22 protein-coding genes and 1 pseudogene are annotated in these 23,227 nt (G+C 70.8%); 10 read left to right on the forward strand and 13 right to left on the reverse strand.

Features of this window, described 5'->3' with window-relative positions:
- Positions 1-66: 66 nt before the first annotated feature.
- Together ACZ4UV_RS02570 and ACZ4UV_RS02575 are read right to left on the reverse strand one after the other, a co-directional pair.
- Positions 67-264 (reverse strand): DUF397 domain-containing protein, encoded by a 198-nt coding sequence (locus tag ACZ4UV_RS02570; protein ID WP_451018920.1) that lies wholly within the window; start codon positions 262-264, stop codon positions 67-69.
- Positions 236-436: pseudogene (locus ACZ4UV_RS02575) on the reverse strand (Scr1 family TA system antitoxin-like transcriptional regulator); the annotation flags it as partial. The gene ACZ4UV_RS02570 and the pseudogene ACZ4UV_RS02575, both read right to left, overlap by 29 nt.
- 40 nt (positions 437-476) lie before the next feature.
- Here ACZ4UV_RS02575 and ACZ4UV_RS02580 point away from each other — a divergent pair.
- Positions 477-770 carry a GH32 C-terminal domain-containing protein gene (locus ACZ4UV_RS02580; RefSeq protein ID WP_467835475.1) on the forward strand — a complete coding sequence of 98 codons (294 nt, stop codon included), beginning with the start codon at positions 477-479 and terminating at the stop codon, positions 768-770.
- Positions 771-800: 30 nt separating this feature from the next.
- Here ACZ4UV_RS02580 and ACZ4UV_RS02585 read toward each other — a convergent pair whose 3' ends face one another.
- Positions 801-1,871, reverse strand: a complete 1,071-nt coding sequence (locus ACZ4UV_RS02585) for a carbohydrate kinase family protein (RefSeq protein WP_390037821.1) — start codon at positions 1,869-1,871, stop codon at positions 801-803.
- Complete coding sequence (locus tag ACZ4UV_RS02590; protein WP_467835478.1) at positions 1,864-2,922, reverse strand: LacI family DNA-binding transcriptional regulator; 1,059 nt, start codon at positions 2,920-2,922, stop codon at positions 1,864-1,866. Before ACZ4UV_RS02590 ends, ACZ4UV_RS02585 begins: the two co-directional genes overlap by 8 nt.
- A 149-nt stretch (positions 2,923-3,071) precedes the next feature.
- Here ACZ4UV_RS02590 and ACZ4UV_RS02595 point away from each other — a divergent pair, with 149 nt between their 5' ends.
- From ACZ4UV_RS02595 to ACZ4UV_RS02615, 5 genes are all read left to right on the forward strand, one after another.
- Positions 3,072-4,199, forward strand: a complete 1,128-nt coding sequence (locus ACZ4UV_RS02595) for a substrate-binding domain-containing protein (RefSeq protein WP_451018917.1) — start codon at positions 3,072-3,074, stop codon at positions 4,197-4,199.
- A gap of 106 nt (positions 4,200-4,305) precedes the next feature.
- Complete coding sequence (locus tag ACZ4UV_RS02600) at positions 4,306-5,337, forward strand: ABC transporter permease (protein ID WP_390037815.1); 1,032 nt, start codon at positions 4,306-4,308, stop codon at positions 5,335-5,337.
- On the forward strand, positions 5,334-6,116 hold the full coding sequence (locus ACZ4UV_RS02605) for an ATP-binding cassette domain-containing protein (RefSeq protein WP_467835482.1): 783 nt from the start codon (positions 5,334-5,336) through the stop codon (positions 6,114-6,116). Before ACZ4UV_RS02600 ends, ACZ4UV_RS02605 begins: the two co-directional genes overlap by 4 nt.
- 16 nt (positions 6,117-6,132) lie before the next feature.
- Positions 6,133-7,152, forward strand: a complete 1,020-nt coding sequence (locus ACZ4UV_RS02610) for an aldose epimerase family protein (protein ID WP_467835485.1) — start codon at positions 6,133-6,135, stop codon at positions 7,150-7,152.
- Positions 7,153-7,202: 50 nt separating this feature from the next.
- Positions 7,203-7,655, forward strand: coding sequence for a DUF6082 family protein (locus tag ACZ4UV_RS02615; protein WP_467835487.1), 453 nt, complete (start codon positions 7,203-7,205; stop codon positions 7,653-7,655).
- On the opposite strand, the gene ACZ4UV_RS02620 is transcribed toward ACZ4UV_RS02615, so the two are convergent.
- From ACZ4UV_RS02620 to ACZ4UV_RS02640, 5 genes are all read right to left on the reverse strand, one after another.
- Positions 7,656-8,270: a Uma2 family endonuclease gene (locus ACZ4UV_RS02620; protein WP_451018914.1), complete on the reverse strand. Its 615-nt coding sequence runs from the start codon at positions 8,268-8,270 to the stop codon at positions 7,656-7,658.
- A gap of 156 nt (positions 8,271-8,426) precedes the next feature.
- Positions 8,427-9,653: an MFS transporter gene (locus ACZ4UV_RS02625; RefSeq protein ID WP_451018913.1), complete on the reverse strand. Its 1,227-nt coding sequence runs from the start codon at positions 9,651-9,653 to the stop codon at positions 8,427-8,429.
- A gap of 149 nt (positions 9,654-9,802) precedes the next feature.
- Positions 9,803-10,855 (reverse strand): endonuclease/exonuclease/phosphatase family protein, encoded by a 1,053-nt coding sequence (locus ACZ4UV_RS02630; RefSeq protein WP_451018912.1) that lies wholly within the window; start codon positions 10,853-10,855, stop codon positions 9,803-9,805.
- 180 nt (positions 10,856-11,035) lie between these two features.
- Complete coding sequence (locus ACZ4UV_RS02635) at positions 11,036-11,659, reverse strand: TetR/AcrR family transcriptional regulator (protein WP_351491576.1); 624 nt, start codon at positions 11,657-11,659, stop codon at positions 11,036-11,038.
- A 204-nt stretch (positions 11,660-11,863) separates the two neighbouring features.
- Positions 11,864-13,462: an MFS transporter gene (locus ACZ4UV_RS02640; protein WP_351491577.1), complete on the reverse strand. Its 1,599-nt coding sequence runs from the start codon at positions 13,460-13,462 to the stop codon at positions 11,864-11,866.
- Between the two features lie 230 nt (positions 13,463-13,692).
- Here ACZ4UV_RS02640 and panB point away from each other — a divergent pair, with 230 nt between their 5' ends.
- The 3 genes from panB (at position 13,693) to ACZ4UV_RS02655 (ending at position 16,715) form a co-directional block, all read left to right on the forward strand.
- The gene (panB, locus tag ACZ4UV_RS02645) at positions 13,693-14,568 is read left to right on the forward strand and encodes a 3-methyl-2-oxobutanoate hydroxymethyltransferase (RefSeq protein ID WP_390037798.1); all 876 of its coding nucleotides are present in this window, start codon (positions 13,693-13,695) and stop codon (positions 14,566-14,568) included.
- 333 nt (positions 14,569-14,901) lie between these two features.
- Entirely contained in the window at positions 14,902-15,909 is a 1,008-nt protein-coding gene (locus tag ACZ4UV_RS02650; protein WP_351717558.1) for an ATP-binding cassette domain-containing protein, read from the forward strand.
- A complete protein-coding gene (locus ACZ4UV_RS02655; protein ID WP_351491581.1) occupies positions 15,906-16,715 on the forward strand; it encodes an ABC transporter permease in 810 nt (269 codons plus the stop codon). Before ACZ4UV_RS02650 ends, ACZ4UV_RS02655 begins: the two co-directional genes overlap by 4 nt.
- Positions 16,716-16,747: 32 nt before the next feature.
- Here the strand turns inward: ACZ4UV_RS02655 and ACZ4UV_RS02660 are convergent, their stop codons facing one another.
- Together ACZ4UV_RS02660 and ACZ4UV_RS02665 are read right to left on the reverse strand one after the other, a co-directional pair.
- Positions 16,748-20,020, reverse strand: coding sequence for an AfsR/SARP family transcriptional regulator (locus tag ACZ4UV_RS02660; protein ID WP_451018911.1), 3,273 nt, complete (start codon positions 20,018-20,020; stop codon positions 16,748-16,750).
- A 35-nt stretch (positions 20,021-20,055) separates the two neighbouring features.
- A complete protein-coding gene (locus ACZ4UV_RS02665; protein WP_451018910.1) occupies positions 20,056-20,601 on the reverse strand; it encodes a Uma2 family endonuclease in 546 nt (181 codons plus the stop codon).
- Between the two features lie 137 nt (positions 20,602-20,738).
- Here ACZ4UV_RS02665 and ACZ4UV_RS02670 point away from each other — a divergent pair, with 137 nt between their 5' ends.
- Positions 20,739-21,539: a site-2 protease family protein gene (locus tag ACZ4UV_RS02670; protein WP_451018909.1), complete on the forward strand. Its 801-nt coding sequence runs from the start codon at positions 20,739-20,741 to the stop codon at positions 21,537-21,539.
- Between the two features lie 3 nt (positions 21,540-21,542).
- On the opposite strand, the gene ACZ4UV_RS02675 is transcribed toward ACZ4UV_RS02670, so the two are convergent.
- The gene (locus ACZ4UV_RS02675; protein WP_467835496.1) at positions 21,543-22,190 is read right to left on the reverse strand and encodes a biliverdin-producing heme oxygenase; all 648 of its coding nucleotides are present in this window, start codon (positions 22,188-22,190) and stop codon (positions 21,543-21,545) included.
- A 143-nt stretch (positions 22,191-22,333) separates the two neighbouring features.
- The gene (map, locus tag ACZ4UV_RS02680; RefSeq protein WP_351491592.1) at positions 22,334-23,191 is read right to left on the reverse strand and encodes a type I methionyl aminopeptidase; all 858 of its coding nucleotides are present in this window, start codon (positions 23,189-23,191) and stop codon (positions 22,334-22,336) included.
- Positions 23,192-23,227: the final 36 nt, after the last annotated feature.

Below are 23,227 nucleotides of genomic sequence, written 5' to 3' on the forward strand. Positions count from 1 at the left end.
CGCTGCGCGGCTCGGCCGACGAAGGGGCGTGGGGTCTTCTCAGACCGCACGCCCCTTCGTGCTGGGCTACTTGAGGAAGGCGACGAAGGGGGTCCAGGCTGTGGCGGGGAGGACGAGCACCGGGCCCTGGGGGGACTTGGAGTCGCGGACGGGGACGAGGCCGGGGATGTTGTCGGCGACTTCTACGCAGTTGCCGCCGTCCTCGTTGCTGTAGCTGCTCTTGAACCAGAGAGCGTCAGTCAAGTCGATCCGGTTGCTTCCCATTTCGGTAATCCTCCGCCGCTGCCTTGATCATGGCGAGGGACGTGTCTGGTGACAACGCGACAGCCCTGAGCCGATCGTATGCCTTGCGGTACCGCTCTACGAGGGCCGGATCATCGACGGTGTCTCCGCTGTAGGACGCCTCCGTGTACACAAGCGGTGGAGCATCCGGAAACGGCGAAGGGCAGGTCGTCGAAGCCGATCAGAGCCACATCGTGCTGCAGACGGAGTTCCTGGAGGGCTTTGCGCACGCCGACGGTCATCAGGTTCTGGGCGGAGAAGAGCGCGGTGGGCGGCCGGGGAAGGGCGAGGAGTTCCCGGGCGGCCTCGACGCCGTGCACGCCGCGCCGTACCGACGTGGGGTGCAGAACGCATCCGGCGAACAGGTCGTCCTCACCGACCAGATCTTCCCAGATCCCGCCGACACCGGCGTCGGCGTCTTCGCCGACGCCGGCACCGCGAAGCTCGGCCGGCTGAAGGCATGGCAACTGGCGTCCCTCTGGAAGTGAGCGACCAGGGCAGGCTCGCGTGCGGCCCGGTCAGCTCGCGGTCGGCTGCGTCGGGCGCGGTGCCGGACCGTCCGTTTCCGTACGGCGGTTGTCGTCGGGGAACGTCAGGTCCGTCGCCTCCAGGGGTGCCTGGGTGGGCGATGTGGGGCGGGGCAGGGCGGTGGGCGGGTCGGCGCCCAGGCGTTCGCAGGTCAGCGCGGAGACGAGGATCGCGTCGTCCACGGCGATCCGCAGTGCGCCCGGGTCGGCCGCGGCCAGCGCCCGCGGGCTGTGCAGTCCGTGGCGGGTCAGCGCGCCCAGCAGCCCCGCGGTGAACGCGTCGCCCGCGCCGACGGTGTCCACCACCGCGACCTTCCGTCCGGGACGGCTCAGGCTCCCCGCGCCGGAGTAGACATGGGCGCCGTCGGGGCCGTCGGTGATGACGACGAGGAGTGCGCCGAGCTCCAGCCAGCGGGCGGCGGTCTTCTCGATCGGCGTGTCGGGGTAGAGCCACTCGACGTCCTCGCGGCTCGCCTTGACGAGGTGGGCGGTGCCGACGCTCCGTTCGACGGCCTGCCTGCCGCGCTCCGGGTCGCCGAGGAGGACGGGGCGGACGTTGGGGTCGTAGCTGATCAGCGTCGTGCCCTCGGCGCGCAGGCGGCAGGCAACGGAGTGGATGTGCCGGTCGGCCGGAGCCGTCCAGGAGGCGACCGAACCGAAGTGCAGTACGGCCGTGTCCCGGGGGACGAGCGCGGTCTCCGCCTCGCTCCACTGCCAGTCCGCGGTGCCGTCCAGGTAGAAGTCGTAACTCGCCCGCCCCTGCCCGTCCATGGAGACCACGGCGAGCGTGGTGGGTTCGGCGGCGGCCGGGGCCGAGGTCAGGTCGACGCCCTCGGCGGCGGCGTGCGCGCGCAGCAACCGGCCGAAGGTGTTGTCGGCCAGCCGTGCCATGAGCGCGGTGCGGTGGCCGAGCCGGGCGAGGCCGATGGCGACGTTGAAGGGGCTGCCGCCGGGCCGGGCGCGGTAGTCGCCGGGGGCGTCGAGCTGGACCAGGTCGATGAGGGCTTCGCCGATCACGGTCACGGCCGGGGGCTGTGCGGCGGCTCGTACGGCTTCAGTCATGGCGGGGTCCTTCGGCCGGGATTTCGCCGGAGCCCCGCTCGATGAGCCGGGTTGGCACGATGACGGTGCGGGTGGGCGACTCGTCGCCGTCCAGACGGTGGAAGAGCATCTCGGCGGCGGTCCTGCCCACCTCCTCGACGTTCTGGGCGATGACGGAGATGCCCGGGTCGAGGATGTCCGCCAACGGGAAGTCGTCGAAGCCCACGTGGGCGACGGTGTCCTGCAGTCCGAGGGCGCGCAGGGCCCGCAGGGCGCCGATGGTGACCAGGTTCTGGCTGGTGAACAGTGCCGTGGGCGGATCCGGCAGCTCCAGCAGCCCCTTGGTGGCGGCGACGGCGGCCTCCTCACTGGCCGGCACGTGCCGCACGATCTCGTCGTCGTACGTGAGGTGCGCGACCTCCAGCGCGTGCCGGTACCCGTCGAAGCGCTGGGCGGCGGTCGTGATGGAGGCGCGGTCGCCGAGGTAGGCGATACGGCGGTGGCCGGCCTTGAGCAGGTGGTTGACGGCGGTGACGGCGCCCTGCCGGTTGTCGGAGACGACCGCGTCCGCGTCCAGCAGACCGGCCTCGCGGTCGACGAAGACCATGCGGGTGCCGGAGCGCTGTTCGCTGATCAGGTAGCTCTGGTCGCGTCCCGCCGGGACGATGACCAGCCCGTCCACCCGGCGGTCCACGAGCGCCTGGGCCAGCTCCCGTTCGCGTGCCGGGTCCTCGTCCACGCTGCCGACCAGCACCAGGACTCCGCGTTCCCGGGCGACGTTCTCCACGGTGCGGGTCAGGGCGGCCGAGAAGGGGTTCGCGGCGTCCTCGACGAGCATGCCGATGGTGGCGGTACGACCGTCGCCGCGGCGCAGACTGCTCGCGGTGAGGTTGGGACGGTAGCCCAGTTGGTCGGCGGCCTCGCGGACCCTGGCGACGATCGCGGGATCGACGGTGGGGACGCCGTTGAACACGCGCGAGACCGTCTTGATGGCGACTCCGGCCAGCGCCGCGACCTCACGCATGGTGGGGCGGCTGCGGGTGGACCGGGGCGGCGTTTCGCCCTGAGTCATCGTTGTCTCCTACCGGATTCGCGTTACCCACTCGTTGCCGACGCATGTTTATCAGCGTCTTGACGCGCTCGTCCATACAGGCCCAGTATCTCGCCCAGTCAACGTTGTCTCAGCGTCGGCCAAGGGACGGATCCGAAAGGGATCGAGCCATGAACTTCTCCACCAGTCACCTGTCGAGCCGCTCCGGCCGGCGTACCCGGGCGATGGCGATCGGCGTCACGGTCTGCCTCGGCGCGACGCTCGCGGCCTGCGGTTCCTCGAACGGGAGCGCCTCCTCGTCCGCCTCGGGGGGCGGTGGCAAGGTGGGGGTGTCGCTGATCCTGAAGACCCTCACCAACCCGTACTTCGTGAGCATGGAGAAGGACGCCAAGGCCCAGGCCGCCAAGGACAACGTGGGTCTCACGGTGGCGGCGGGCACCAGCGACGGCGACACCCAGACCCAGATCACCGCCATCGACAACGCGATAGCCCGTGGCGACAAGGGCATCCTCATCACCACCAACGGTGACGCGGTGAACGCGGCCCTGGGCCGGGCCAAGCAGGCCGGCCTGTTCGTGATCGCCCTGGACACCGCGCCGAACCCGGCGAGCACCGCGGACATCACCTACGCCACCGACAACGAGCAGGCCGGCAAGCTCATCGGCCAGTACGCGGCGGCGGCCCTCGGCGGCAAGCCGGCCGTCATCGCCATGCTCGACCTGTTCAACAACCAGGTCGTCTCGGTCGACATCAACCGTGACCACGGCTTCCTGGAGGGCATGGGCATCGACCCGGGCAGCAAGACCGAGAACGGCAAGGAAGCCAAGTCCGGCAAGTACACCGGCGGCAAGGGCGGCACGTACAAGGTCGTCTGTCACCAGCCCACGCAGGGCGCCATCGACGGCGGCCGCACCGCGATGGAGAACTGCCTGTCGGCCAACCCGGACATCAACGTCGTCTACGCGATCAACGAGCCCGCGGGTGAGGGCGCGTACAACGCGCTGAACGCGGCCGGCAAGGTGAAGCAGGCCGCGATCTACGCGATCGACGGCAGCTGCTCCGGCCTGAAGAACGTGACCAGCGGGGAGTTCGCCGCCGACGCGGTGCAGTACCCGGGCAAGATGGCGGCCCTCGGCGTCACGTCGATCGCCAAGCTGGCCCGCGGCGGCAGCAAGCCCGGCGTGACCGACGGCAAGTCCTTCTACGACACCGGTACCGCCCTCGTCGCCGCCAAGTCCCTGGACGGCCTGACCGTGCAGTCCCCCTCACAGGCCGCCTCCGCCTGCTGGGGCAGCTGACACCCCGCCGGGTGCGGCGCCGCGGACCGTCGTCACGGCACCGGCGCCGCACCGTACTCCACGAGCCCATGAGCCCGTACCAGGGAAAACACCGGAAGGACCCCCTGTGACCACCCACGTGGACAAAGCCACACCGGCACCGGCGGAGGAGTTCCTCAACAGGCCCGCCACCCCCAGCCAGCGCATCCACTCGGTGCTGCACCGCCAGCCGGCCCTCAGCCCGGCCATCGTCCTGGTGCTCGCCGCCGTCGTGTTCTCCCTGGTGAACGAGCGCTTCTACGCGCTGCAGAACCTCTCGCTGGTCGCCCAGCAGGTGGCCGTCATCGGTTCGCTCGCCGTCGGCCAGACGGTCATCATCCTCACCGCCGGCATCGACCTGTCGATCGGCGCGGTGATGGTGCTGTCCTCCCTGCTCATGTCGAAGCTCGTCGCGGACAACCACTGGCCCGGCGTGTTCGCCCTGCTGGCCGGGGCGGTCGTCGCGATCGCCGCGCAGGCCGTCAACGGCGTACTGGTGACCAAGATCAAGCTGCCGCCGTTCATCGTCACCCTCGGCACCCTCAGCGTCTTCACCGCCGTCACCCTCATCTACGCCAAGGGCCAGACCGTCGCCCTGCAGCCGGGCAACATCCTGCTGTGGAGCGGCCAGACCGTCTCGCTCGGACAGCTGAACCTCACGTACGGCGTCCTCCTCATGATCGCGCTGTACGCGGTGGTCGGCTACGCCCTGCGTTACACCGCCTGGGGCCGCCACCTCTACGCCGTCGGCGACGACGTCGAGGCCGCCCGGCTGGCCGGCATCTCCGTCAACCGGGTCCTGCTCAGCGCCTACATGGTGGGGGGTTTCGCCATCGCCGTGGGCGCCTGGATCCTGGTCGGCCGGGTCGGCGGCGGTGACCCCAACAGCGGTCTCAACGCCAACCTGCAGTCCATCACCGCCGTGGTGATCGGCGGCACCAGCCTGTTCGGCGGCCGCGGGGTGGTCTTCGGCTCGCTGATCGGCGCGCTGATCGTCCAGGTCTTCGTCAACGGCCTCGCGCTGGCCGGCATCGACCCCAACTACCAAGTCCTCGCAGTCGGCATCCTGGTGATCGCGGCTGTCTCCGTCGACCAGTGGATCCGGAGTGTGAAGTCGTGACGACCGCCACCGCCCCCGTTCTCGAAGCAAAGGGCCTGGTCAAGCTCTTCGGCAGGGTCGTCGGCCTGAACAGCGTCGACCTCACCCTCCACGCCGGCGAGGTCCTCGCCGTCATCGGCGACAACGGCGCCGGCAAGTCCACCCTGATCAAGTGCCTGTCCGGAGCCCTCGTCCCCGACCAGGGCAGCATCCTGGTCGACGGCAATGAGGTCCACTTCAAACGCCCCCAGGACGCCCGCGACGCCGGCATCGAGACCGTCTACCAGACCCTCGCCGTCGCCCCCGCCCTGGACATCGCCAGCAACCTCTTCCTCGCCCGCGAGATCCGCCGCAAGGGCGTCCTCGGCTCGGTGTTCCGCATGCTCGACACCGGCGAGATGAAGAAGCAGGCCGCCGACCACATCAAACGGCTCGGCATCGGCACGCTGCAGAACATCAACCAGGCCGTGGAGACCCTCTCCGGCGGCCAGCGCCAGTCCGTGGCCGTCGCCCGTACCGCCGCCTTCGGCGGCCGGGTTGTGATCCTCGACGAACCCACCGCCGCGCTCGGCGTCCGCGAGACCGGCCAGGTCCTCAAACTCGTCCGCGACCTGCGCGACCAGGGTCTCGGCGTCATCCTCATCAGCCACAACATGCCCAACGTCTTCGAGGTCGCCGACCGCATCCACATCCAGCGCCTCGGCGCCCGCGCCGGCGTCATCACCCCCGAGTCGCACTCCATGGAGGACGCGGTGGCCATCATGACGGGCGCGAAGAAACTCGCCCCCGAGGCGAGCTGAAAGGAACGGCACGGGAATGACCGCCGAGTACCGGATCACCGAGAGCCGCCTCGGCGGCGAACCCACCCTCGTCGTCTCCGCACCGGACGACCGCGTACGCGCCGTCCTCGCCCTGCGCGGCGCGACCCTGCTGAGCTGGCAGGTCGGCAGCGAAGTCACCGGCGAACTCAAGGAGTTGACGGACGGCTACCGCGACGAGAAGGAGCTCCTGGCGCAGGACGGCGTCCGCGCCGGCCTGCTGGCCCCCTTCCCCAACCGCGTGGCCGATGCCCGCTACCGCTACGACGGCCACGACCACGACCTGCTCCCGGGCCACCACGGCGACCGGCTGATCTACCACGGCTTCGTCCGCGAGACCGCCTTCGCACTCGCCCACGCCGCCACGACACCGGACTCCGCCCGCCTGCTGCTGCGCACCACGGCCATCCGGCCGGGCGCATACTCCGGCTATCCCTTCGCGATCGACCTCACGGTCGAATACACCCTCAGCGGCAACGAGCTGGCCGTCGACGTCCGCGCGACGAACGTGGGCGACACGACCGCCCCCTACGCGACGGGCTGGCACCCGTACTTCACCCTGTCCCGCCCCATCGACGACCTGACCCTGCGCATCCCCGCGCACACCCTGATCCGCACCGACGCCTCCCTCATCCCGCTGCCCGGCGAGGACGGCCGCATCTCCCTGGACGACCGCCCCGACCTCGACTTCCGGGCGCCGAGACGACTGGGCGGCGTGGTCATCGACGCCTGTTACGCGGACCTCACTCCCGGCCCCGCCGGCCGGATCGAGACGGTACTGACCGATCCCGTGACCGGCGAGGAACTGCGCGTCTGGCAGCACAGCGGCTACCTGCACGTCTTCACCGGCGACACCCTGGCCCGCGACCGCCGCGCCTCCATCGCCCTCGAACCCGTCGAGACGACGACCGACGCCTTCAACCGCCCGGACCAGACCGCCGCCCTCGCCCTCGAACCCGGCAGGAGCCGCGCGTTCACCTTCGGTGTCGGGTACGCGGGCTCGGCGAACGCTTCCTGATCCGGCGTCCGTTGGCGGGTGCGGCCCCCTTTTGCTCCGGGGGAGTTGCTGTGCCGATTCTGTTCGATCTGTTGTTGGCCGCCGGGGTCGCCGTCTTGCTGATGCTCCTGGTGCGGCGTCGTGAGCAGCGCCGGGAGACAGCGCGGGCCACCGTGTTGCAGACGCAGGTGGAGCTGCTGCGGGCCGCAGCGGTCGATCCGGAGCTGGTCCGGGCCGCGGCCGGGCAGCGGCTCAGCGGTGCGGAGCCCGGGGGGATACGTCGGCACCTGTTCTTCGAGGCTCAGGTGACCGCCTGGGAACTGCGGTGGCGCATCGGTGCCCTGACCCGGCACCAGCTCGGCGCCTACGCCCCGGGGCTGCTGACCGACGAGGAGGGCCGCCGGTACTGGCAGCTCACCCGCACCGACCGCGTCGGCCTGTCCGGCGACGACGAGAAGCTGCGCACTTTCACCCAGGTGTTCGATGACGCGCTGCAGGCACTGCAGACCGCCGACGCCGGCTGATCAGTCGGTCTTCCTCAGGGCGGCCTTGAGGATCTGTTCGACGTCGAGGGTGACCTCGGCGCCGATCGAGGCGGGCAGCGTGACGGTCTCGCCGGGTGAGTACGGCCGGTGGTGCTCGTACTTCTCCCCGCTGGGATCGGTGAGCACGTGGACGCGCTGGTGCTTGCGGTCGACCACGACGTAAACCGGGAGCTTGGCCTGGGCGTAGGCGACGGCCTTGGTCTTCAGGTCGTCCTTCCAGTTGCTGGAGGTGACCTCAAGGACGAGACGGAAGCAGACCGGGTCATAGGCGTTGTTCTCGACCAGGTGGTCGCCGATGTCGGCGTCCACGATCGCGAGGTCGGGGATGGCGTAGTCCTCGTCTCCGGTGGGCAGCCAGAGGCCGACGTTCTGGGCGACCTTGGTTTCCGCTCCGTGCAGACCTGCGGCAATAAACGGGATCATTAGGTCGGTCAGGGCGAATGCGTGATCGACATCCGGTGGTGGGGTCACGAGGAGGTGGCCTCCGATGATCTCGACTCGGTAGCCCGGATGCCGTTCCATGATCTCGTCAGCGATGGCCGTGAGTGAGAACGGCTCGTCGTCGAAGGGCTGCTCGATGGCTGCGGCGGACATCGCGTGCCTCCCAGGGGCTGGTGTCGAGAGCATCATCGTAGGCAGATCCGATCGCCGACGCCCCGTCTGAACCGATTCACCCGAAGGTGAACACCGCGCCTACTCCTTGACGGCCGGATCCGGCGACGCGCAAGTGCGCCGCGGTGGACCAGCCGGTCAGGAGGAGTGCGCCGGTTCCGCCGTCTCCGGTACGTGCGAGGCGACCACCCGTACGTGGCCGGTCGGCGTCGGGACGTCCCGGCGCCGGTCCACCGCGTACGCCACGCTCGCGACGCCCAGGCCCAGGACGGCGAGGGCCGCACCCGCGAGGGCCGGGGAGGTGACGCCGAAGCCCGCGGCCAGGGCCACGCCGCCGATCCAGGCGCCGCCGGCGTTGGCGAGGTTGAAGGCCGCCTGGTTGGCGGAGGAGGCGAGGGAGGGGCCGGCGGCCGCGCGTTCCATGACCATCAGCTGGAGCGGCGAGCCGGTGACGAAGGCCGCGACACCGAGGAGGACGACCGCGGCCGCGGCGCTCCACTCCGCCCGCATCAGGACCGGGAAGAGGAGCAGCACCGCGACCATCGACGCCAGGCCGCCGAAGAGCGTGCCGCGCATCGCGTGGTCGGCGAGGCGGCCGCCGACGAGGTTGCCGATCGTGGCGCCGACGCCGAAGAGGGCGAGGAGCAGGGTGACGTTCGAGTCGGCGTAACCGGCGGCGTCCGTCAGCATCGGCGTGACGTAGCTGTACGCGGAGAAGAGGGCGCCGAAGCCGACCACCGTGGTGGCGAGGGCCAGCCAGACCGGGAGGGAGCGCAGGGCGGTGAGTTCGCCGCGCAGGCCGGACGTCGGGACCGGGGTCTGCGTGGGGTGGATCAGGAAGAACACCGCGGCCATCGCCGCGACGCCGATCAGGCTCACGCCCAGGAAGGTCGCCCGCCAGCCGAGGTGCTGGCCCATGAGGGTGGCGACCGGGACGCCCGCGATGTTGGCGACGGTCAGGCCCATGAACATCAGGGAGACCGAGCGGGCCTTGCGCTCCGGTGCCACCAGGCCGGTGGCGACGACCGCGCCGACGCCGAAGAAGGCGCCGTGCGGGAGGCCGCTGAGGAAGCGCGCGGCGAGGAGGGAGTCGTAGCCGGGGGCCAGGGCCGAGAGCGCGTTGCCCGCGACGAACAGGGCCATCAGGGAGATGAGGACCCGGCGGCGGGGCAGGCGCGCGGTGAGCGCGGCCAGCAGCGGGGCGCCGATGACGACGCCGAGGGCGTACGCGGAGACCAGGTGGCCGGCGGTGGGGATCGAGATGTGCAGGTCGTCGGCGACGTCGGGCAGCAGGCCCATCATGACGAATTCGGTGGTGCCGAGACCAAAAGCGCCGACGGCCAGGGCGAGCAGGGCCAGAGGCATGAAGGGCCTTTGCCTTTCGGGGAGCAGGGGTCCGTGCGTTCTAAGTTCAGCTACGGAACAAAGTCTCCCAGGCCAAGTATTCCGCCAGGTTACGGCGCAGTGTCCGATTGTCCTTACAAAGCGAGAGTGGCTGCGCTGACCAGGGGTTTCTACGAACCCGATGTGGTCAGGTTCACACGCGCCGCGATCGGGAGGTGGTCGCTGCCGGTCCTCGGGAGGGTCCAGGAACTCTCCGGCTCGACGCCCTTGACCATGATCTGGTCGATGCGGGCCATCGGGAACGCGGCCGGCCAGCTGAACCCGAAGCCGCTGCCCGCCGCGCCCTGCGTGGAGCGCATCTGCGAGGTGACGCCGTTGAGGGAGCGGTCGTTCATCGTGCCGTTGAGGTCGCCGAGGAGGATCACCCGGGGCAGGGTCTCGTCGGCGATGGCCTCGCCCAGCGCGTCCGCGCTCGTGTCGCGCTGCCGGGCGGTGAAGCCGGCGTTCATCTTGACGCGTACGGAGGGGAGATGGGCGACGTAGACGGCGAGGGGGCCGTGCGGGGTGGCGACCGTGGCGCGCATCGCGCGCGTCCAGCCGAGCTTGATGTCGACGGCCTTGACGCCGGTGAGCCGGTACTTGCTCCACAGGCCGACGGTGCCCTCGACCGCGTGGTACTTGTACGTCGACGCCAGCGCCTTCTCGTACGTGGGTACGGCCGTCGCCGTCAGCTCCTCCAGGGCCAGCACGTCGGCGCCCGAGGAGGCGAGCCGGGTGGCCGTGCCGGTCGGGTCGGGGTTGTCGGCGTTGACGTTGTGCGTGGCCACCATGAAGTCGCCGCCGGTGCCCTGCTTGTCGGTGAGCAGTCCGCCGAACAGGTTCAGCCAGACGATCGCCGGGAGGAGGACGGCGATCAGCGCGGTCGCCGACCTGCGCAGGAAGCCGACCAGGACCAGTACCGGGATCAGCAGGCCCAGCCAGGGCAGGAAGGTCTCGGTGAGACTGCCGAGGTTGCCGACGCGATTGGGGATGCGGGAGTGCAGCAGCATCACGCCGGCGAGAAGCAGCGCCACCACGGCGGTGACGACGCCCCGGCGCCAGATGCGCGGATCGTTCCGCCAGCCCTTCAGCAGCCGTTCCACCAGGCGTCGGAACCGGTCTCCCCGACGCTCGGGTCCCGAGCCGCCGTTGTCCGTCTCCGTCATGTACGCCTGCTGCGCCATACCGCCTGCCTCACAACCTGCCGTGCACACCGTCGTCCCCCGGTTACGACCCTAGGGGATGATCGGCTCCTCTCCCGCCGTCACATGACGGCCGTACGCAAGAGGATGACGAACGGGCCGAGAGGAGGGGTTCCGGTTACCGGCGGGTCGGTGGGGTCTGTGACGAAACGCGAACACTTGCTACGGCGAGGTGACGGGGCCCAGCCCCGCCAGCACCTCGTCGACGATCTGTTCGGCCAGGCCCTCGGGGAGTTCCGCGTCGGGGCGCAGGATGGCCCTGAGCAGCATCGGCCCGGTGAACATGTCGTTGGCCAGCTCGATGTCGACGTCGGCGCGGAGTTCGCCGTTGCGCTGGCCGCGGCGCAGCACTTCCCTGCCCAGTTCGCGCCGGGGATTGACGACGTTGGCGTGGTAGGCGTTCCAGATGCGGGGGCTGCTCTTCATCTGGGCGTAGACGTTGTGCAGGATGGCCGACGAACGGTTCATCAGACCGCGCTGGCGCAGCGACTCGAGCAGCACGACGAGGTCGTCGCGCATGGAGGTGCCGGGGAGTTCGGGATCGGGGGGCTCGGCGGCGCGCATGACGTCGACGAAGAGCTCCTCCTTGCCGTTCCAGCGGCGGTAGATGGTGGCCTTGCCGACGCCGGCGGTCCGGGCGATCCGCTCGATGGAGACCTCGGCGAGCGGAACGCCCTCCTCCAGGAGCTTCATCACGCCTTCCAGGATGGCGATCTCCACCGCCTCGCTGCGGGGGCGGCCGCGGGCCGGAGTGATGGACCGCGGTCCGCTGTCGGCAAGCGTCACGTCGTACCGTCCTCTCAGTGCACTGGCTGCGGGAATTCTCCCGCAGCCGAAGCCTCCCCCCGTGGTAGGCCACGAGGTTTCCCCCGTGGCTCCGGGGTGTCCCCCGGTGTCCCCAGGCGTCCCCCGTGGTTCCTGCCGGCGCCGGCCGGTCCGTTCAGTCGTTCCGGTGGTTCCGGTGGTTCCGGTCTTTCCGGTCGTTCGTATTCACTCCGCCGCCACGACCAACTCCTGCTCCCGGTCGCCCTGCTGGCCGGCCGGCGGCTTGCCCGGCAGGAAGAGGGTCACGACCACGGCGCCGATCAGCGCGACGCCCGCGCCGCACAGGGCGGTGATGTGCATGGCGTGCAGGAAGGCGTCGTTGGCGGGGGTGACCAGGGCCTTGCCCTGCGCCCCGAGCTTCGAGGCGACGCCGAGCGTGGCCTCGATGGACTCGCCGGCGGTCTCGCGCAGCCCGGGCGGCAGCGCGCCGAGCTTGCCCTCGATGCCGTTGCGGTACGACGTCGACAGCACCGAGCCGAGCACGGCGATGCCGAGGGCGCCGCCGACCTGGCGGAAGGTGTTGCTGAGCGCGGAGGCGGAACCGGCCTTCTCACGGGGCAGGGCCTGCATGATGACGACCGAGGTCGGCGTCATGATGTGCGCCATGCCGGTGCCCATCAGGAAGAAGACGACCTCCAGGATCCAGATCGGCGTGTCGGCCTGGAAGGTGGCGAAGGTGGCCAGGGTGGCGGCGATCAGCACCAGGCCGCCCGCGGTGGTGGCCTTGTTGCCGAACCGGTCCACCACCAGCCGGGCCCGCGGCGCGAAGATCATCTGCGCGGCGGCCAGCGGGAGCAGCAGCAGACCGGACTGCAGCGGCGAGTAGCCGCGCACGCTCTGGGTGTAGAAGACGGAGAAGAAGGTCACGCCCATCAGCGCGAAGAAGACCAGCGCGATGGCGGCCATGGCGGCCGAGAAGACCTTGTTCTTGAAGTAGGTGACGTCCAGCGAGGGGTGGTCGCTGCGCTTCTCGTAGATCACGAAGCCGGCGAGGACCGCGATGCCGGCGAAGATGGTCGCGAGCACCTTGGCGTCGGTGAAGTCGGCGAGCTCGCCGCCCTTGATGATGCCGTAGACCAGCAGGACGAGGCCGACGACGGAGAGCACCACGCCGACGGGGTCGAGGCGGCCCGGGCGCGGGTCGCGCGAGTCGGGGACCAGCCAGACCATCAGGGCGAGCGCGATGATCACGATCGGCACGTTGATGAGGAAGACCGAGCCCCACCAGAAGTGGTCGAGCAGCACACCGCCGGTGATCGGGCCGATGGCGATGGCGAGGCCGACGCCGCCGGCCCAGATGCCGATCGCCTTCGGCTGCTCCTGGCGCTCGAAGACGTTCATCAGGACGGCGAGGGTGGCGGGCATCACGAAGGCGGCACCGAGGGCCATCAGGGCGCGGAAGGCGATCAGCTGGTCCGCGGAGCCGGACTCGGCGGCGAGGGCCGAGCCGACGCCGAAGACCACGAGGCCGCCGATGAGCACCTTCTTGCGGCCGAGGCGGTCACCGACGAGGCCGGCGGTGAAGAGCAGGCCGGCGAAGACGAGGGTGTAGGCGTTGATCGCCCATTCCAGCTGGCTCTGGGTGGCGCCGAGGCCGACCGGGGCCGGGGTGGAGATGGTCTTGACGGCGACGTTCAGGATCGAGTTGTCGAGCACCACGATCAGCAGGCTCAGCATGAGCACGCCGAGAATCGCCCAGCGGCGCCGGTGCACCGCCTCGGGTATGCGCGGGCCGGGTGGAGCGTGGTCGGCAGGAGTTGTCATGCGGACGAGCCTATGACCATTTCAATACGGCACCGTCTCGTATCTGAATTCCTTTACCCATCTCTTACGGAACGCGACAGGGCCGGGCGGATCCCGGGGACCGTGGACGGCGGACGGTGACCGATGGATCACACGGGGGTCCTCTGGCCGTCGGCGGCACGAAGTGCCACCATGAGAGGGATCCGGGGACACCGTCAGGGTGCCTCGAGATGACTGAAGGAGCCGTTGTCATGACGCAGCTTTCGGCTGCCCAGACTGTGCAGAACAGCCCCTCCGACGGCAGCAGGACGCTGTACGGGGGGAAGGGCACCCGCCGCATCACGGTTCGCGACATCGCCCTCGCCAAGGAACGCGGCGAGAAGTGGCCCATGCTCACCGCCTACGACGCGATGACCGCGTCCGTCTTCGACGAGTCCGGCATCCCGGTACTCCTGGTCGGCGACTCGGCCGGCAACTGTCACCTCGGCTACGAGTCGACGGTCCCCGTGACCCTCGACGAGATGACGATGCTCTCGGCGGCCGTGGTCCGCGGCACCCGGCGTGCCCTGATCGTCGGCGACCTCCCCTTCGGCTCCTACCAGGAGGGCCCGGTACAGGCGCTGCGCTCGGCGACCCGGCTGGTGAAGGAGGCGGGCGTCGGCGCGGTCAAGCTGGAGGGCGGCGAGCGGTCGCACGAACAGATCCGGCTGCTCGTCGAGTCCGGCATCCCGGTGATGGCGCACATCGGCCTGACCCCGCAGTCCGTCAACGCGATGGGCTACCGCGTGCAGGGCCGCGGCGAGGAGGCGGCCCAGCAGCTGCTGCGCGACGCCAAGTCGGTCCAGGACGCGGGAGCGTTCGCGGTCGTCCTCGAACTGGTCCCGGCGGAGCTCGCGGCCGAGGTGACCCGGGTGCTGCACATCCCGACCGTCGGCATCGGCGCCGGTCCCGAGACCGACGCGCAGGTCCTGGTCTGGACGGACATGCTCGGCCTGACCTCGGGCCGGGTCCCTAAGTTCGTGAAGAAGTACGCGGACCTGCGCGAGGTCATGGGCAACGCGGCCCGGGCCTACGCCGAGGACGTCGTCGGAGGGACGTTCCCGCTGGAGGAGCACTCCGTCCACTGAGCGCTCCCCTTCGGGGCGCTGCCCAGAGCCACTGCGGAAACACCAAGGACAGCCCGCCGATCTTCCCCCGTCGGCGGGCTGTCCCCTTTCTGCTTTCTGCGGCGAGGTGCGCCGGATGCCGTCTGCCGCGCCGTCGTGGCTGGTCACGCATTTCCTCCCCCAGCCTTCGGCCGGGGGTGCCCCCAGCGCCCCTTACGGGGCGTTGCCGGACCCGCGTCTCGCACGAGAGGTTGGCGAGCTATCGGCGGTGTATCGGTGGGCTGTAGGCGCACTGTCGGTCCGTGTAGGCGGCCTGTCGGTGGTTTGTCGGTGGGGCCTGGCACCGTACTTCCCATGACGCGAATCGACAACAACGCCGTGTCCGTACGGGGGCTGGTGAAGCACTACGGCGACACCAAGGCACTCGACGGAGTTGATCTGGACGTCCGCCAGGGCACCGTGATGGGTGTGCTCGGGCCGAACGGGGCCGGCAAGACCACCCTGGTGCGGATCCTGTCCACGCTGCTGCAGCCCGACGCGGGCGAGGCGACCGTCGCCGGTTACGACGTGCTGCGCCAGCCCCGCCAGCTGCGCCGGGTGATCGGGCTGACCGGGCAGTACGCCTCCGTGGACGAGAAGCTGCCGGGCTGGGAGAACCTGTACATGATCGGGCGGCTGCTCGACCTGCCGAGGAAGGACGCGCGGGCCCGGGCCGACGAGCTGCTGGAGCGGTTCTCGCTGACCGAGGCCGCCAAGCGCCCGGCGAGCACCTACTCCGGTGGCATGCGCCGCCGTCTCGACCTCGCCGCCTCGATGATCGGTCACCCCCAGGTGCTGTTCCTGGACGAGCCGACCACCGGACTCGACCCGCGCACCCGCAACGAGGTGTGGCAGGAGGTCAAGGCCATGGTCGGCGACGGGGTGACCGTGCTGCTGACCACCCAGTACATGGAGGAGGCCGAGTACCTCGCCTCCGAGCTGACCGTCGTGGACCGCGGGAAGGTCATCGCCGGCGGCAAGGTGGAGGAGCTGAAGGCGAAGGTCGGCGGGCGGACGCTGCGGGTGCGGCCCGTCGACCCGCTGCAGGTCCGGCCGCTCGCCGCCATGATCGACGAGCTGGGCATCACCGGGCTCGCCGGTACCACCGTGGACGGCGAGAACGGCACGCTGCTGGTGCCGATCCTCAGCGACGAGCAGCTGACCGCCGTGGTCGGCGCCGTCACCGCCCGCGGCATCACGATCAGCTCCATCGTCACCGAACTGCCCAGCCTGGACGAGGTGTTCCTGTCCCTCACCGGCCACCGCGCCAGTGCCCCGCAGGACGCCAAGACCGCCGACGACCGTCAGGAGGTCGCCGTATGAGCGCCACGACCGCAACCCCCACCGATGTCCGGATCCCGCTGCGCGGGCACCTGCGGCACACCGGGGCCCTGATCCGCCGCAACCTGCTGTGGATCAGGCAGGACCCGGAGTCGATGTTCGACGCGCTGCTGATGCCGGTCGTCTTCACGCTGCTGTTCGTGTACGTCTTCGGCGGCTCGATCGGGCAGGCGCTCGGCGGCGGTCAGGACGGATACGTCCAGTACGTCATCCCGGGCATGATCGCGATGATGAGCATGACGCTCTCGCAGGGTGTCGGCACCGGGTTCAGCCAGGACTTCAACTCCGGTGTGATGGACCGGTTCCGGTCGCTGCCGATCGGGCGCGGCTCGGTGCTGTTCGCGAAGATCTCGGTGGAACTGGTGCGGATGCTGTTCGCCACCGCCGTGCTGATGATCGTCGCCGTGCTGGTCGGGTTCCACATCAACCACTGGGCCGGACTGTTCGCCGCCGTGGGCCTGTCCGCGGTCTTCGCCTCCTCGATCATGTGGGTGTTCCTCACCCTGGGCGTGATCCTGAAGAACGCCCAGTCCGTGCAGGCCATGGGGTTCCTGGTGCTGTTCCCGCTGCAGTTCGGCTCGTCGATCTTCGCGCCGACGAAGTCGATGCCGGGCTGGCTGCAGGCCTTCACCGACTACAACCCGCTGTCCACGCTCGCCGACGCGGCGCGCGGACTGATGGTCGGCGGCCCGGTCGCCCACGACCTGTGGATCACGCTGGCCTGGTCGGTGGGGATCACGGCGGTGGCGGCACCGTACGCGATCTACAAGTTCCGGACGAAGAGCTGACGTCCACCGGGAAGTCCCCACGGAAGACGACGTCAGAGCAGGGCGGTGGCCTCCGCGCGGGAGAGGCCACCGCCCTCGGCGTACGCCGACTCGTAGGCAGGGTCGTCGGCGAGGGCGGCGCGGACCCGGACCTCCGACCGGTCGCGTGACGTGCGCTCCAGGCCGACCTGGAGGTGGCCGGGCGGCAGCAGGGCGTCGGCGGCGCCCAGGCAGCGGGCGGCGTCCAGGGCCCGTGCGCCCCCGTCGAGGCCGGCCAGGGCGACCGCCGCAACGGTCAGGCACAGGGAGGTCAGGTGCGGGGTGATGGCCTCGCTCAGCGGGTCGGCTGCGAGCCGCACCGCGTCCCGCAGCTTGGCCAGCGCCTCCGCGTGCAGGTCGTCGAGGGCGTCCACCCAGGCCTCCTGGGTGAGGATCAGGGCGTCGAAGACGACGAAGTGGGAGATCTTGAACTCGGAGCGCAGCAACCGGAGTTGCTCGCGGGCCTCGGCGATGCTGCCGCTCAGCAGGAGCCAGGTGGTGAGGAAGAGCCGGGCCGCGGGCATCGACTCGTTGTTCACGCCCTCGTTGTCGGCGATGACCTGGCGCAGCAGCCGTTCCCCGCGCTCGGTCTGGCCCGACTCGATCAGCACGCTGCCGAGGCGGGCGTGCAGCACGGCAGCCTGGGCGCGGGCGCCGAGCCGGCCGACCCGCTCGATGGCGGCCTCGTAGTCGGCGGCCGCCGCCAGGTACTCGCCTCGGCGCTCCCGGGCCTCGGCACGCCCGGAGAAGGCCTCGGCGGTGCCCCAGTCGTCCCCGAGGCGCCGGAAGATCCCCAGCGCCTCGTCGGCGTCCCGGGTGGCGTCGCCCGCCCAGGCGGCGCGGTTGGCGAGCAGGTTGGCGCGCATGGCGAGGCTCCCGGCCAGCTCCCACTCGTAGCCCGGTGTCTCGCGGCAGGTGCGGACGGCGGCGTCGAGGATCTCGCGCAGCCGGTCCATGCCGCCGGTCAGCATCACGGCGAAGAACCAGAACATGCCCGGCGCCCGGCAGGTCTGCGGCATGCCGGGCTCGTAGACCTCGGTGACGGCGCGCAGCTTCGCCTGGGCCTCGGGCGTCTGCCAGACCTCCAGCTCGGTGTCCATGCAGGCCAGATGGGCCAGGTGCAGGCCGCGCCGGGCCTCGGCGAGGACCTCCCCGGTGTACGGCGGCGGGGTGTCGGTGCAGCGCTGCCACACCGGTTCGGCCCGGCGCAGCGGCGCGGCGAACGGGTCGGGGCCGAAGGCTATGACCTCGGCGCACCAGGTGCGGGTCTCGATCCGCTGGTCGTGCATCTGCCAGTACCAGAACAGCGAGTGGAGCAGGCAGAGCGCCTCGTGCTCGTCCCGCAGGGCGACGGCGTGCCGCAGCGCGGTGCGCAGGTTCTCGTACTCCAGCTGGAGCCGCGCGATGGCGGCCCGCTGGCCGGCGCCGCGCAGCAACGGTTCGTTGGTGCGGGCGAGTTCGCGGTAGTACGTCAGGTGGGCGCGCTCGGCGGCGGTGCGCTCGCCGCTCTCGTCCAGGCGCTCGGCGGCGTACTCGGCGACGGTCTCCAGGAGCCGGTAGCGCATCCCGCCGCCCTCGGCCTCGCCCGAAGGGGCCGCCACGACCAGGGACTTGTCGACCAGGGTGCCGAGCGCGTCGAGGGCGGCGGGGCCGCAGACGGCCTCGGCGGCGGCCAGGTCGCAGCCGCCCGCGAAGAGGGAGAGGCGGCCGAGGACGTCGCGCTCGCCGGCGTCGAGCAGGTCCCAGGACCAGTCGACGACCGCGCGCAGGGTCTGCTGGCGGGGCAGCACGGTGCGGCTGCCGGAGGTGAGGAGCCGGAAGCGGTCGTCCAGCCGGTCGGCTATCTGGCGCGGGGTCAGCATCCGCAGGCGGGCGGCGGCCAGTTCGATGGCGAGGGGCAGTCCGTCCAGGCGGCGGCAGATCTCGGCGCAGGCCGCCGCGGTCTCGTCGTCGGCGTCGACCGTGAAGCCGGGGCGGGCCGCGGCGCCCCGCTCGGCGAGCAGCCGCAGCGCCACCGGCTCGGGCAGCGGCTCCACCGGACGCAGCAACTCCCCCGGCACGCCGAGGGGTTCGCGGCTGGTGGCCAGGATCGTCAGGTCCGGGCAGCGCTCCAGGAGCCGGGCCGCCAGGTCGGCCGCCGCGTCGACGACGTGCTCGCAGTTGTCGAGGACGAGCACCATCCGGCGCCGGGCGCAGTGGTCGACGAGCCGCTCGACCGGGTCGTCGTGCCGGTCGGTGGCGGCCCGCATGGTCTCGGCGCCGCCGCCGTACAGCACGGCCTGGCGGGCGCCGAGCGCGCTGAGCACGGCCTCGGGAACGTCGGCCGGGTCGTCGACGGGGGCCAGCTCGGCCAGCCAGACGCCGTCCGGGGCGTGTTTCAGGGTCTCGGCGGCCTCCTGCGAGAGCCGGGTCTTGCCGGCCCCGCCGGGCCCGAGCAGGGTGACGAGCCGGGCGGCGGCGAGGTCGCCCCGGATGGCCTCGATGTCGGCCTCGCGCCCGACGAAGGAGGTGAGCCGGGCACGCAGGTTGCCGGGCCGGGCCGGCGCCTGAGCCATGGGTGCCGGGTCCAGGAACTCGGCGTGCAGGGCGCGCAGTTCGGGCCCGGGGTCGGAGCCGAGGCGGTCGGCGAGGAGGTGGCGTACGGCGTCGTAGGCGGCCAGCGCCTCGGCGGTGCGGCCGGTGCTGTGCAGGGCGCGCAGGCGCAGCGCCTGGAGGGGTTCGTCGAGGGGGTGCGCGTCGCACAGGGCGGTCAGCTCGGGCAGCGACTGCTCGGCCTGGCCGAGGGCGAGGGCGGCGGTGTGGCGGGCGCGCAGGGCGTCCAGGCGGCGGACGTCGACGCGGGCCGCCTCGGCGGTGCGGTCGGGCAGGTCGGCCAGGGCCGGGCCGTGCCACAGGGCGAGGGCGTCGTCGAGGACGGCGGCCGCCTTGGCGGGGTCGCCGTCGGCGAGGGCGCGCAGCCCTTCGCCGGTGAGCCGCTCGAAGCGGTGCAGGTCGATGTCGTCGGGGGCGGCGGCCAGCCGGTAGCCGCCGTCGGTGGAGTCGATCGCGTCCGCGCCGAGCGCCCGCCGCAGCCGGCCGACCAGCGCCTGGAGCGCGCCGCCTGCGTCGGCCGGCGGCTCGTCGCCCCACACCTCGTCGACGAGCAGCCCGGCGGGCACCGCGCGGCCGGGCCGCAGCGCCAGCACGGTCAGCAGGGCACGCAGCCGTGCCCCGCCCACGGGGACGGCCGTGCCGTCGGGGCGGAGTGCCTGGGTGGTGCCGAGGATCGCGTAGCGCACGGGGTCCATTGTCCCTGGGGACGCCCGGACGCCGCCTGTGGGTTTCAGATGCGCATGAACTGCGAGGAGTCGAGGGTGAGGGTCCGGTCGGCGACGGGGATGGCGATCTCCTTGCCGAAGGGGCCGGACTGCGTGCACTGATAGGTGCCGTCTTCCGGCTGGGTCAGGAGCGTCCAGGTCGCGGAGAGCACGTCGACGATGAGGTACGCCGGGATACCGCGCAGGGCGTAGTGATCCGGCTTGGTGTTGTAGTCGCGGTTCTTGCTCTCCGGCGAGACGATCTCCACGACAAACGGCAGCGAGCCTTCGTCGAACTCGCTGCTGCCGGCGTTCCACTGTCCGTCGGGTACCGCGGAAGCATCGGGTTCGGGCTTGTATCCCTCGCGAGCGGGCAGAACCTTGAACTCGCCGATCGGCATCCACCCGGGCAGCCCGGAATCGATCTGGCTGAAGATGCGCATCTGAGTCGTCACATGTGCCTGCGTGACAGGTACCACGGTGAGTCCGTTCCTCGTCAGGCGGAGCCGCATCCGCCTGGGCAACTCAATGGCCTCGAACGCATCCGCCACCCAATTGTCGGTAATACTCACGGCACCTCCCGGTCCAGTCGATTCCAGAGTAACGAGTAGCAGGAACCCGTGGGCCTCCGCATGACGTTCTTCCTACGTCACCTGTACGGTCTACCCCGCACGCCACCTCCACCGACGCGCCCCGGGAGCCCCCCGCCATGACCGCCACCACCACCCGCCCCAGTGACCGGCGGATCTCTCCCGTGTTCGTCGGGATCCTCGCCGTCACCGCGGTCACCGGGTGGGCCACCTGGTCCGGGTTCGCCGAGCAGCCCGGGGTCGCCGTGTTCCTGTTCGTGACGGCGGCCTGGATCGTCTCGCTCTGCCTGCACGAGTACGCGCACGCGCGCACCGCCCTGCACGGCGGCGACATCACGGTGGGCGCGAAGGGCTACCTGACCCTGAACCCCCTGAAGTACACGCACGCCCTGCTGAGCATCGTGCTCCCGGTGCTGTTCGTGATCATGGGCGGGATCGGTCTGCCGGGCGGCGCGGTCTTCATCGAGCGCAGCCGGATCCGGGGCCGCTGGCGGCACAGCCTCATCTCCGCCGCCGGTCCGCTGACGAACGTCCTGTTCGCGGCCGTCTGCACCGCCCCCTTCTGGCTGGACGCCCTGGACGGCGTCCCGCGCGACTTCCGTTTCGCCCTCGCCTTCCTCGCCCTGCTCCAGGTCACGGCGGCGATCCTGAACTTCCTGCCGGTGCCGGGCCTGGACGGCTACGGCGTGATCGAGCCCTGGCTGTCGTACGGCATCAAGCGGCAGGTGGAGCCGTTCGCCCCGTTCGGCCTGCTCTTCGTGTTCGCGCTGCTGTGGGTGCCGTCGATCAACACCGCGTTCTTCGACGTGATCGACGCGCTGCTGCGCCACCTGGGCGTCGGAGACCTCGACCAGTACTGCGGTCAGCAGCTCTACCGGTTCTGGCAGGGGACGGACGAGTTCTGCTCGGCCGCCGGCTGACTCTCACGCGGACATCGGGAACTCCTCGCCCAGCTCCCGGAACACCGCCGTGTTCAGGGCGAACGCCCGCCTGCACTCGGCGACGACGCGCTGCTTCTCCAGGTCGTCGGTGTCCACCGCGTCCAGCAGCTCGCGGTAACCCCGCTTGAAGGCGGCCGGGTTGGCGATGTCCTCGAAGACGTAGAACCGGACGCCGTCCCCCTTGCGCTCGAAACCCCAGGTCCGCTCGGCCCTGTCGCGGATGATCTGGCCGCCGGAGAGGTCGCCGAGGTAGCGGGTGTAGTGGTGGGCGACGTAGCCGGCGGGCCAGCGCTCGGCGCACTCCCGCACCCGCGCCGCGTACTCCTCCGTCGCCGGCAGCGCCGTGAGCCCGGTCCGCCATCCGGCCCCGCGCAGGTGCGCCAGGTCCCGCTCCAGCGCGGCCAGCCGGAACAGCTCGGGCCGCACGAACGGCCCGGCCACCGGGTCCGACGCCAGCCGCCCGGCCGCGCCCTCCAGCGCGTCGTACACGAACCACAGCTGCTCGGTGTAGCGGGCGTACGCCTCCACGCCGAGCCGGCCGCCCAGCAGGTCGCTCATGAACGTCGAGGTCTCCGCCTCCACGTGCCGCTCGTGGGACGCGGTGCGGATGAGTGTCGAGAAGGAGTCCATGGGCAACATCCTCTAAGGTAAGGCTTACCTAAGTCAATGCTCTTGCCGACGCTTCGTCGGTAAGGTTACCGACACCCTGTCGGTAAAAGCGTACCGGAAAAAGGCCCGCCCTCCGAGGGGAAGGCGGGCCCGACGTCGGTGGGCTACGGCAGGGTCAGGATCTCCGCGCCGGTGTCCGTCACCACCAGCGTGTGCTCGAACTGCGCGGTGCGCCTGCGGTCCTTGGTGACGACGGTCCAGCCGTCGTCCCACATGTCGTACTCGTACGTCCCGAGCGTCAGCATCGGCTCGATCGTGAAGGTCATCCCCGGGTGCATCACCGTCGTCGCGTGCGGGCTGTCGTAGTGCGGGATGATCAGCCCGGAGTGGAACGACGAGCTGATGCCGTGGCCGGTGAAGTCACGGACCACGCCGTAGCCGAAGCGCTTGGCGTACGACTCGATGACCCGGCCGATGATGTTGATCTGCCTACCGGGCCGGACCGCCTTGATCGCCCGGTTCAGGGACTCCCGGGTCCGCTCCACCAGCAGCCGGCTCTCCTCGTCGACGTCCCCGACCAGGTAGGTGGCGTTGTTGTCGCCGTGCACCCCGCCGATGTACGCGGTCACGTCCAGGTTGACGATGTCACCGTCCTGGAGCACCGTCGAGTCCGGAATGCCGTGGCAGATGACCTCGTTGACGCTGGTGCACAGGGACTTGGGGAAGCCGCGGTAGCCGAGCGTGGACGGGTAGGCGCCGTGGTCGCACATGTACGCGTGCGCCACCCTGTCGAGTTCGTCCGTCGTCACACCCGGCGCGATGATCTTCGCGGCCTCCTCCATCGCCTGCGCGGCGATGCGACCGGCGATCCGCATCGCCTCGATGGTCTCCGGGGTCTGCACCTCGGGCCCGGTGTACGGGGTCGGCGCGGGTTTGCCGACGTACTCGGGGCGGCGGATGTTTCCGGGTACCGAACGGGTGGGAGAGAGCTCCCCTGGTACGAGCAGCGACTGGCCAGACATGCCAGCGAGTCTAACCAGCGGGCATGGGGGAACATG

The sequence above is a fragment of the Streptomyces sp. NPDC028289 genome (assembly GCF_055565975.1).

Coding starts and splice junctions, on each gene's coding strand:
- ACZ4UV_RS02570 (WP_451018920.1), bottom strand. CDS start 264: ATGGGAAGCAACCGGATCGACTTGACTGACGCTCTCTGGTTCAAGAGC.
- ACZ4UV_RS02585 (WP_390037821.1), bottom strand. CDS start 1,871: ATGACTGAAGCCGTACGAGCCGCCGCACAGCCCCCGGCCGTGACCGTG.
- ACZ4UV_RS02590 (WP_467835478.1), bottom strand. CDS start 2,922: ATGACTCAGGGCGAAACGCCGCCCCGGTCCACCCGCAGCCGCCCCACC.
- ACZ4UV_RS02595 (WP_451018917.1), top strand. CDS start 3,072: ATGAACTTCTCCACCAGTCACCTGTCGAGCCGCTCCGGCCGGCGTACC.
- ACZ4UV_RS02610 (WP_467835485.1), top strand. CDS start 6,133: ATGACCGCCGAGTACCGGATCACCGAGAGCCGCCTCGGCGGCGAACCC.
- ACZ4UV_RS02620 (WP_451018914.1), bottom strand. CDS start 8,270: ATGTCCGCCGCAGCCATCGAGCAGCCCTTCGACGACGAGCCGTTCTCA.
- ACZ4UV_RS02625 (WP_451018913.1), bottom strand. CDS start 9,653: ATGCCTCTGGCCCTGCTCGCCCTGGCCGTCGGCGCTTTTGGTCTCGGC.
- ACZ4UV_RS02630 (WP_451018912.1), bottom strand. CDS start 10,855: ATGGCGCAGCAGGCGTACATGACGGAGACGGACAACGGCGGCTCGGGA.
- ACZ4UV_RS02640 (WP_351491577.1), bottom strand. CDS start 13,462: ATGACAACTCCTGCCGACCACGCTCCACCCGGCCCGCGCATACCCGAG.
- panB (WP_390037798.1), top strand. CDS start 13,693: ATGACGCAGCTTTCGGCTGCCCAGACTGTGCAGAACAGCCCCTCCGAC.
- ACZ4UV_RS02650 (WP_351717558.1), top strand. CDS start 14,902: ATGACGCGAATCGACAACAACGCCGTGTCCGTACGGGGGCTGGTGAAG.
- ACZ4UV_RS02655 (WP_351491581.1), top strand. CDS start 15,906: ATGAGCGCCACGACCGCAACCCCCACCGATGTCCGGATCCCGCTGCGC.
- ACZ4UV_RS02660 (WP_451018911.1), bottom strand. CDS start 20,020: ATGGACCCCGTGCGCTACGCGATCCTCGGCACCACCCAGGCACTCCGC.
- ACZ4UV_RS02670 (WP_451018909.1), top strand. CDS start 20,739: ATGACCGCCACCACCACCCGCCCCAGTGACCGGCGGATCTCTCCCGTG.
- ACZ4UV_RS02675 (WP_467835496.1), bottom strand. CDS start 22,190: ATGGACTCCTTCTCGACACTCATCCGCACCGCGTCCCACGAGCGGCAC.
- map (WP_351491592.1), bottom strand. CDS start 23,191: ATGTCTGGCCAGTCGCTGCTCGTACCAGGGGAGCTCTCTCCCACCCGT.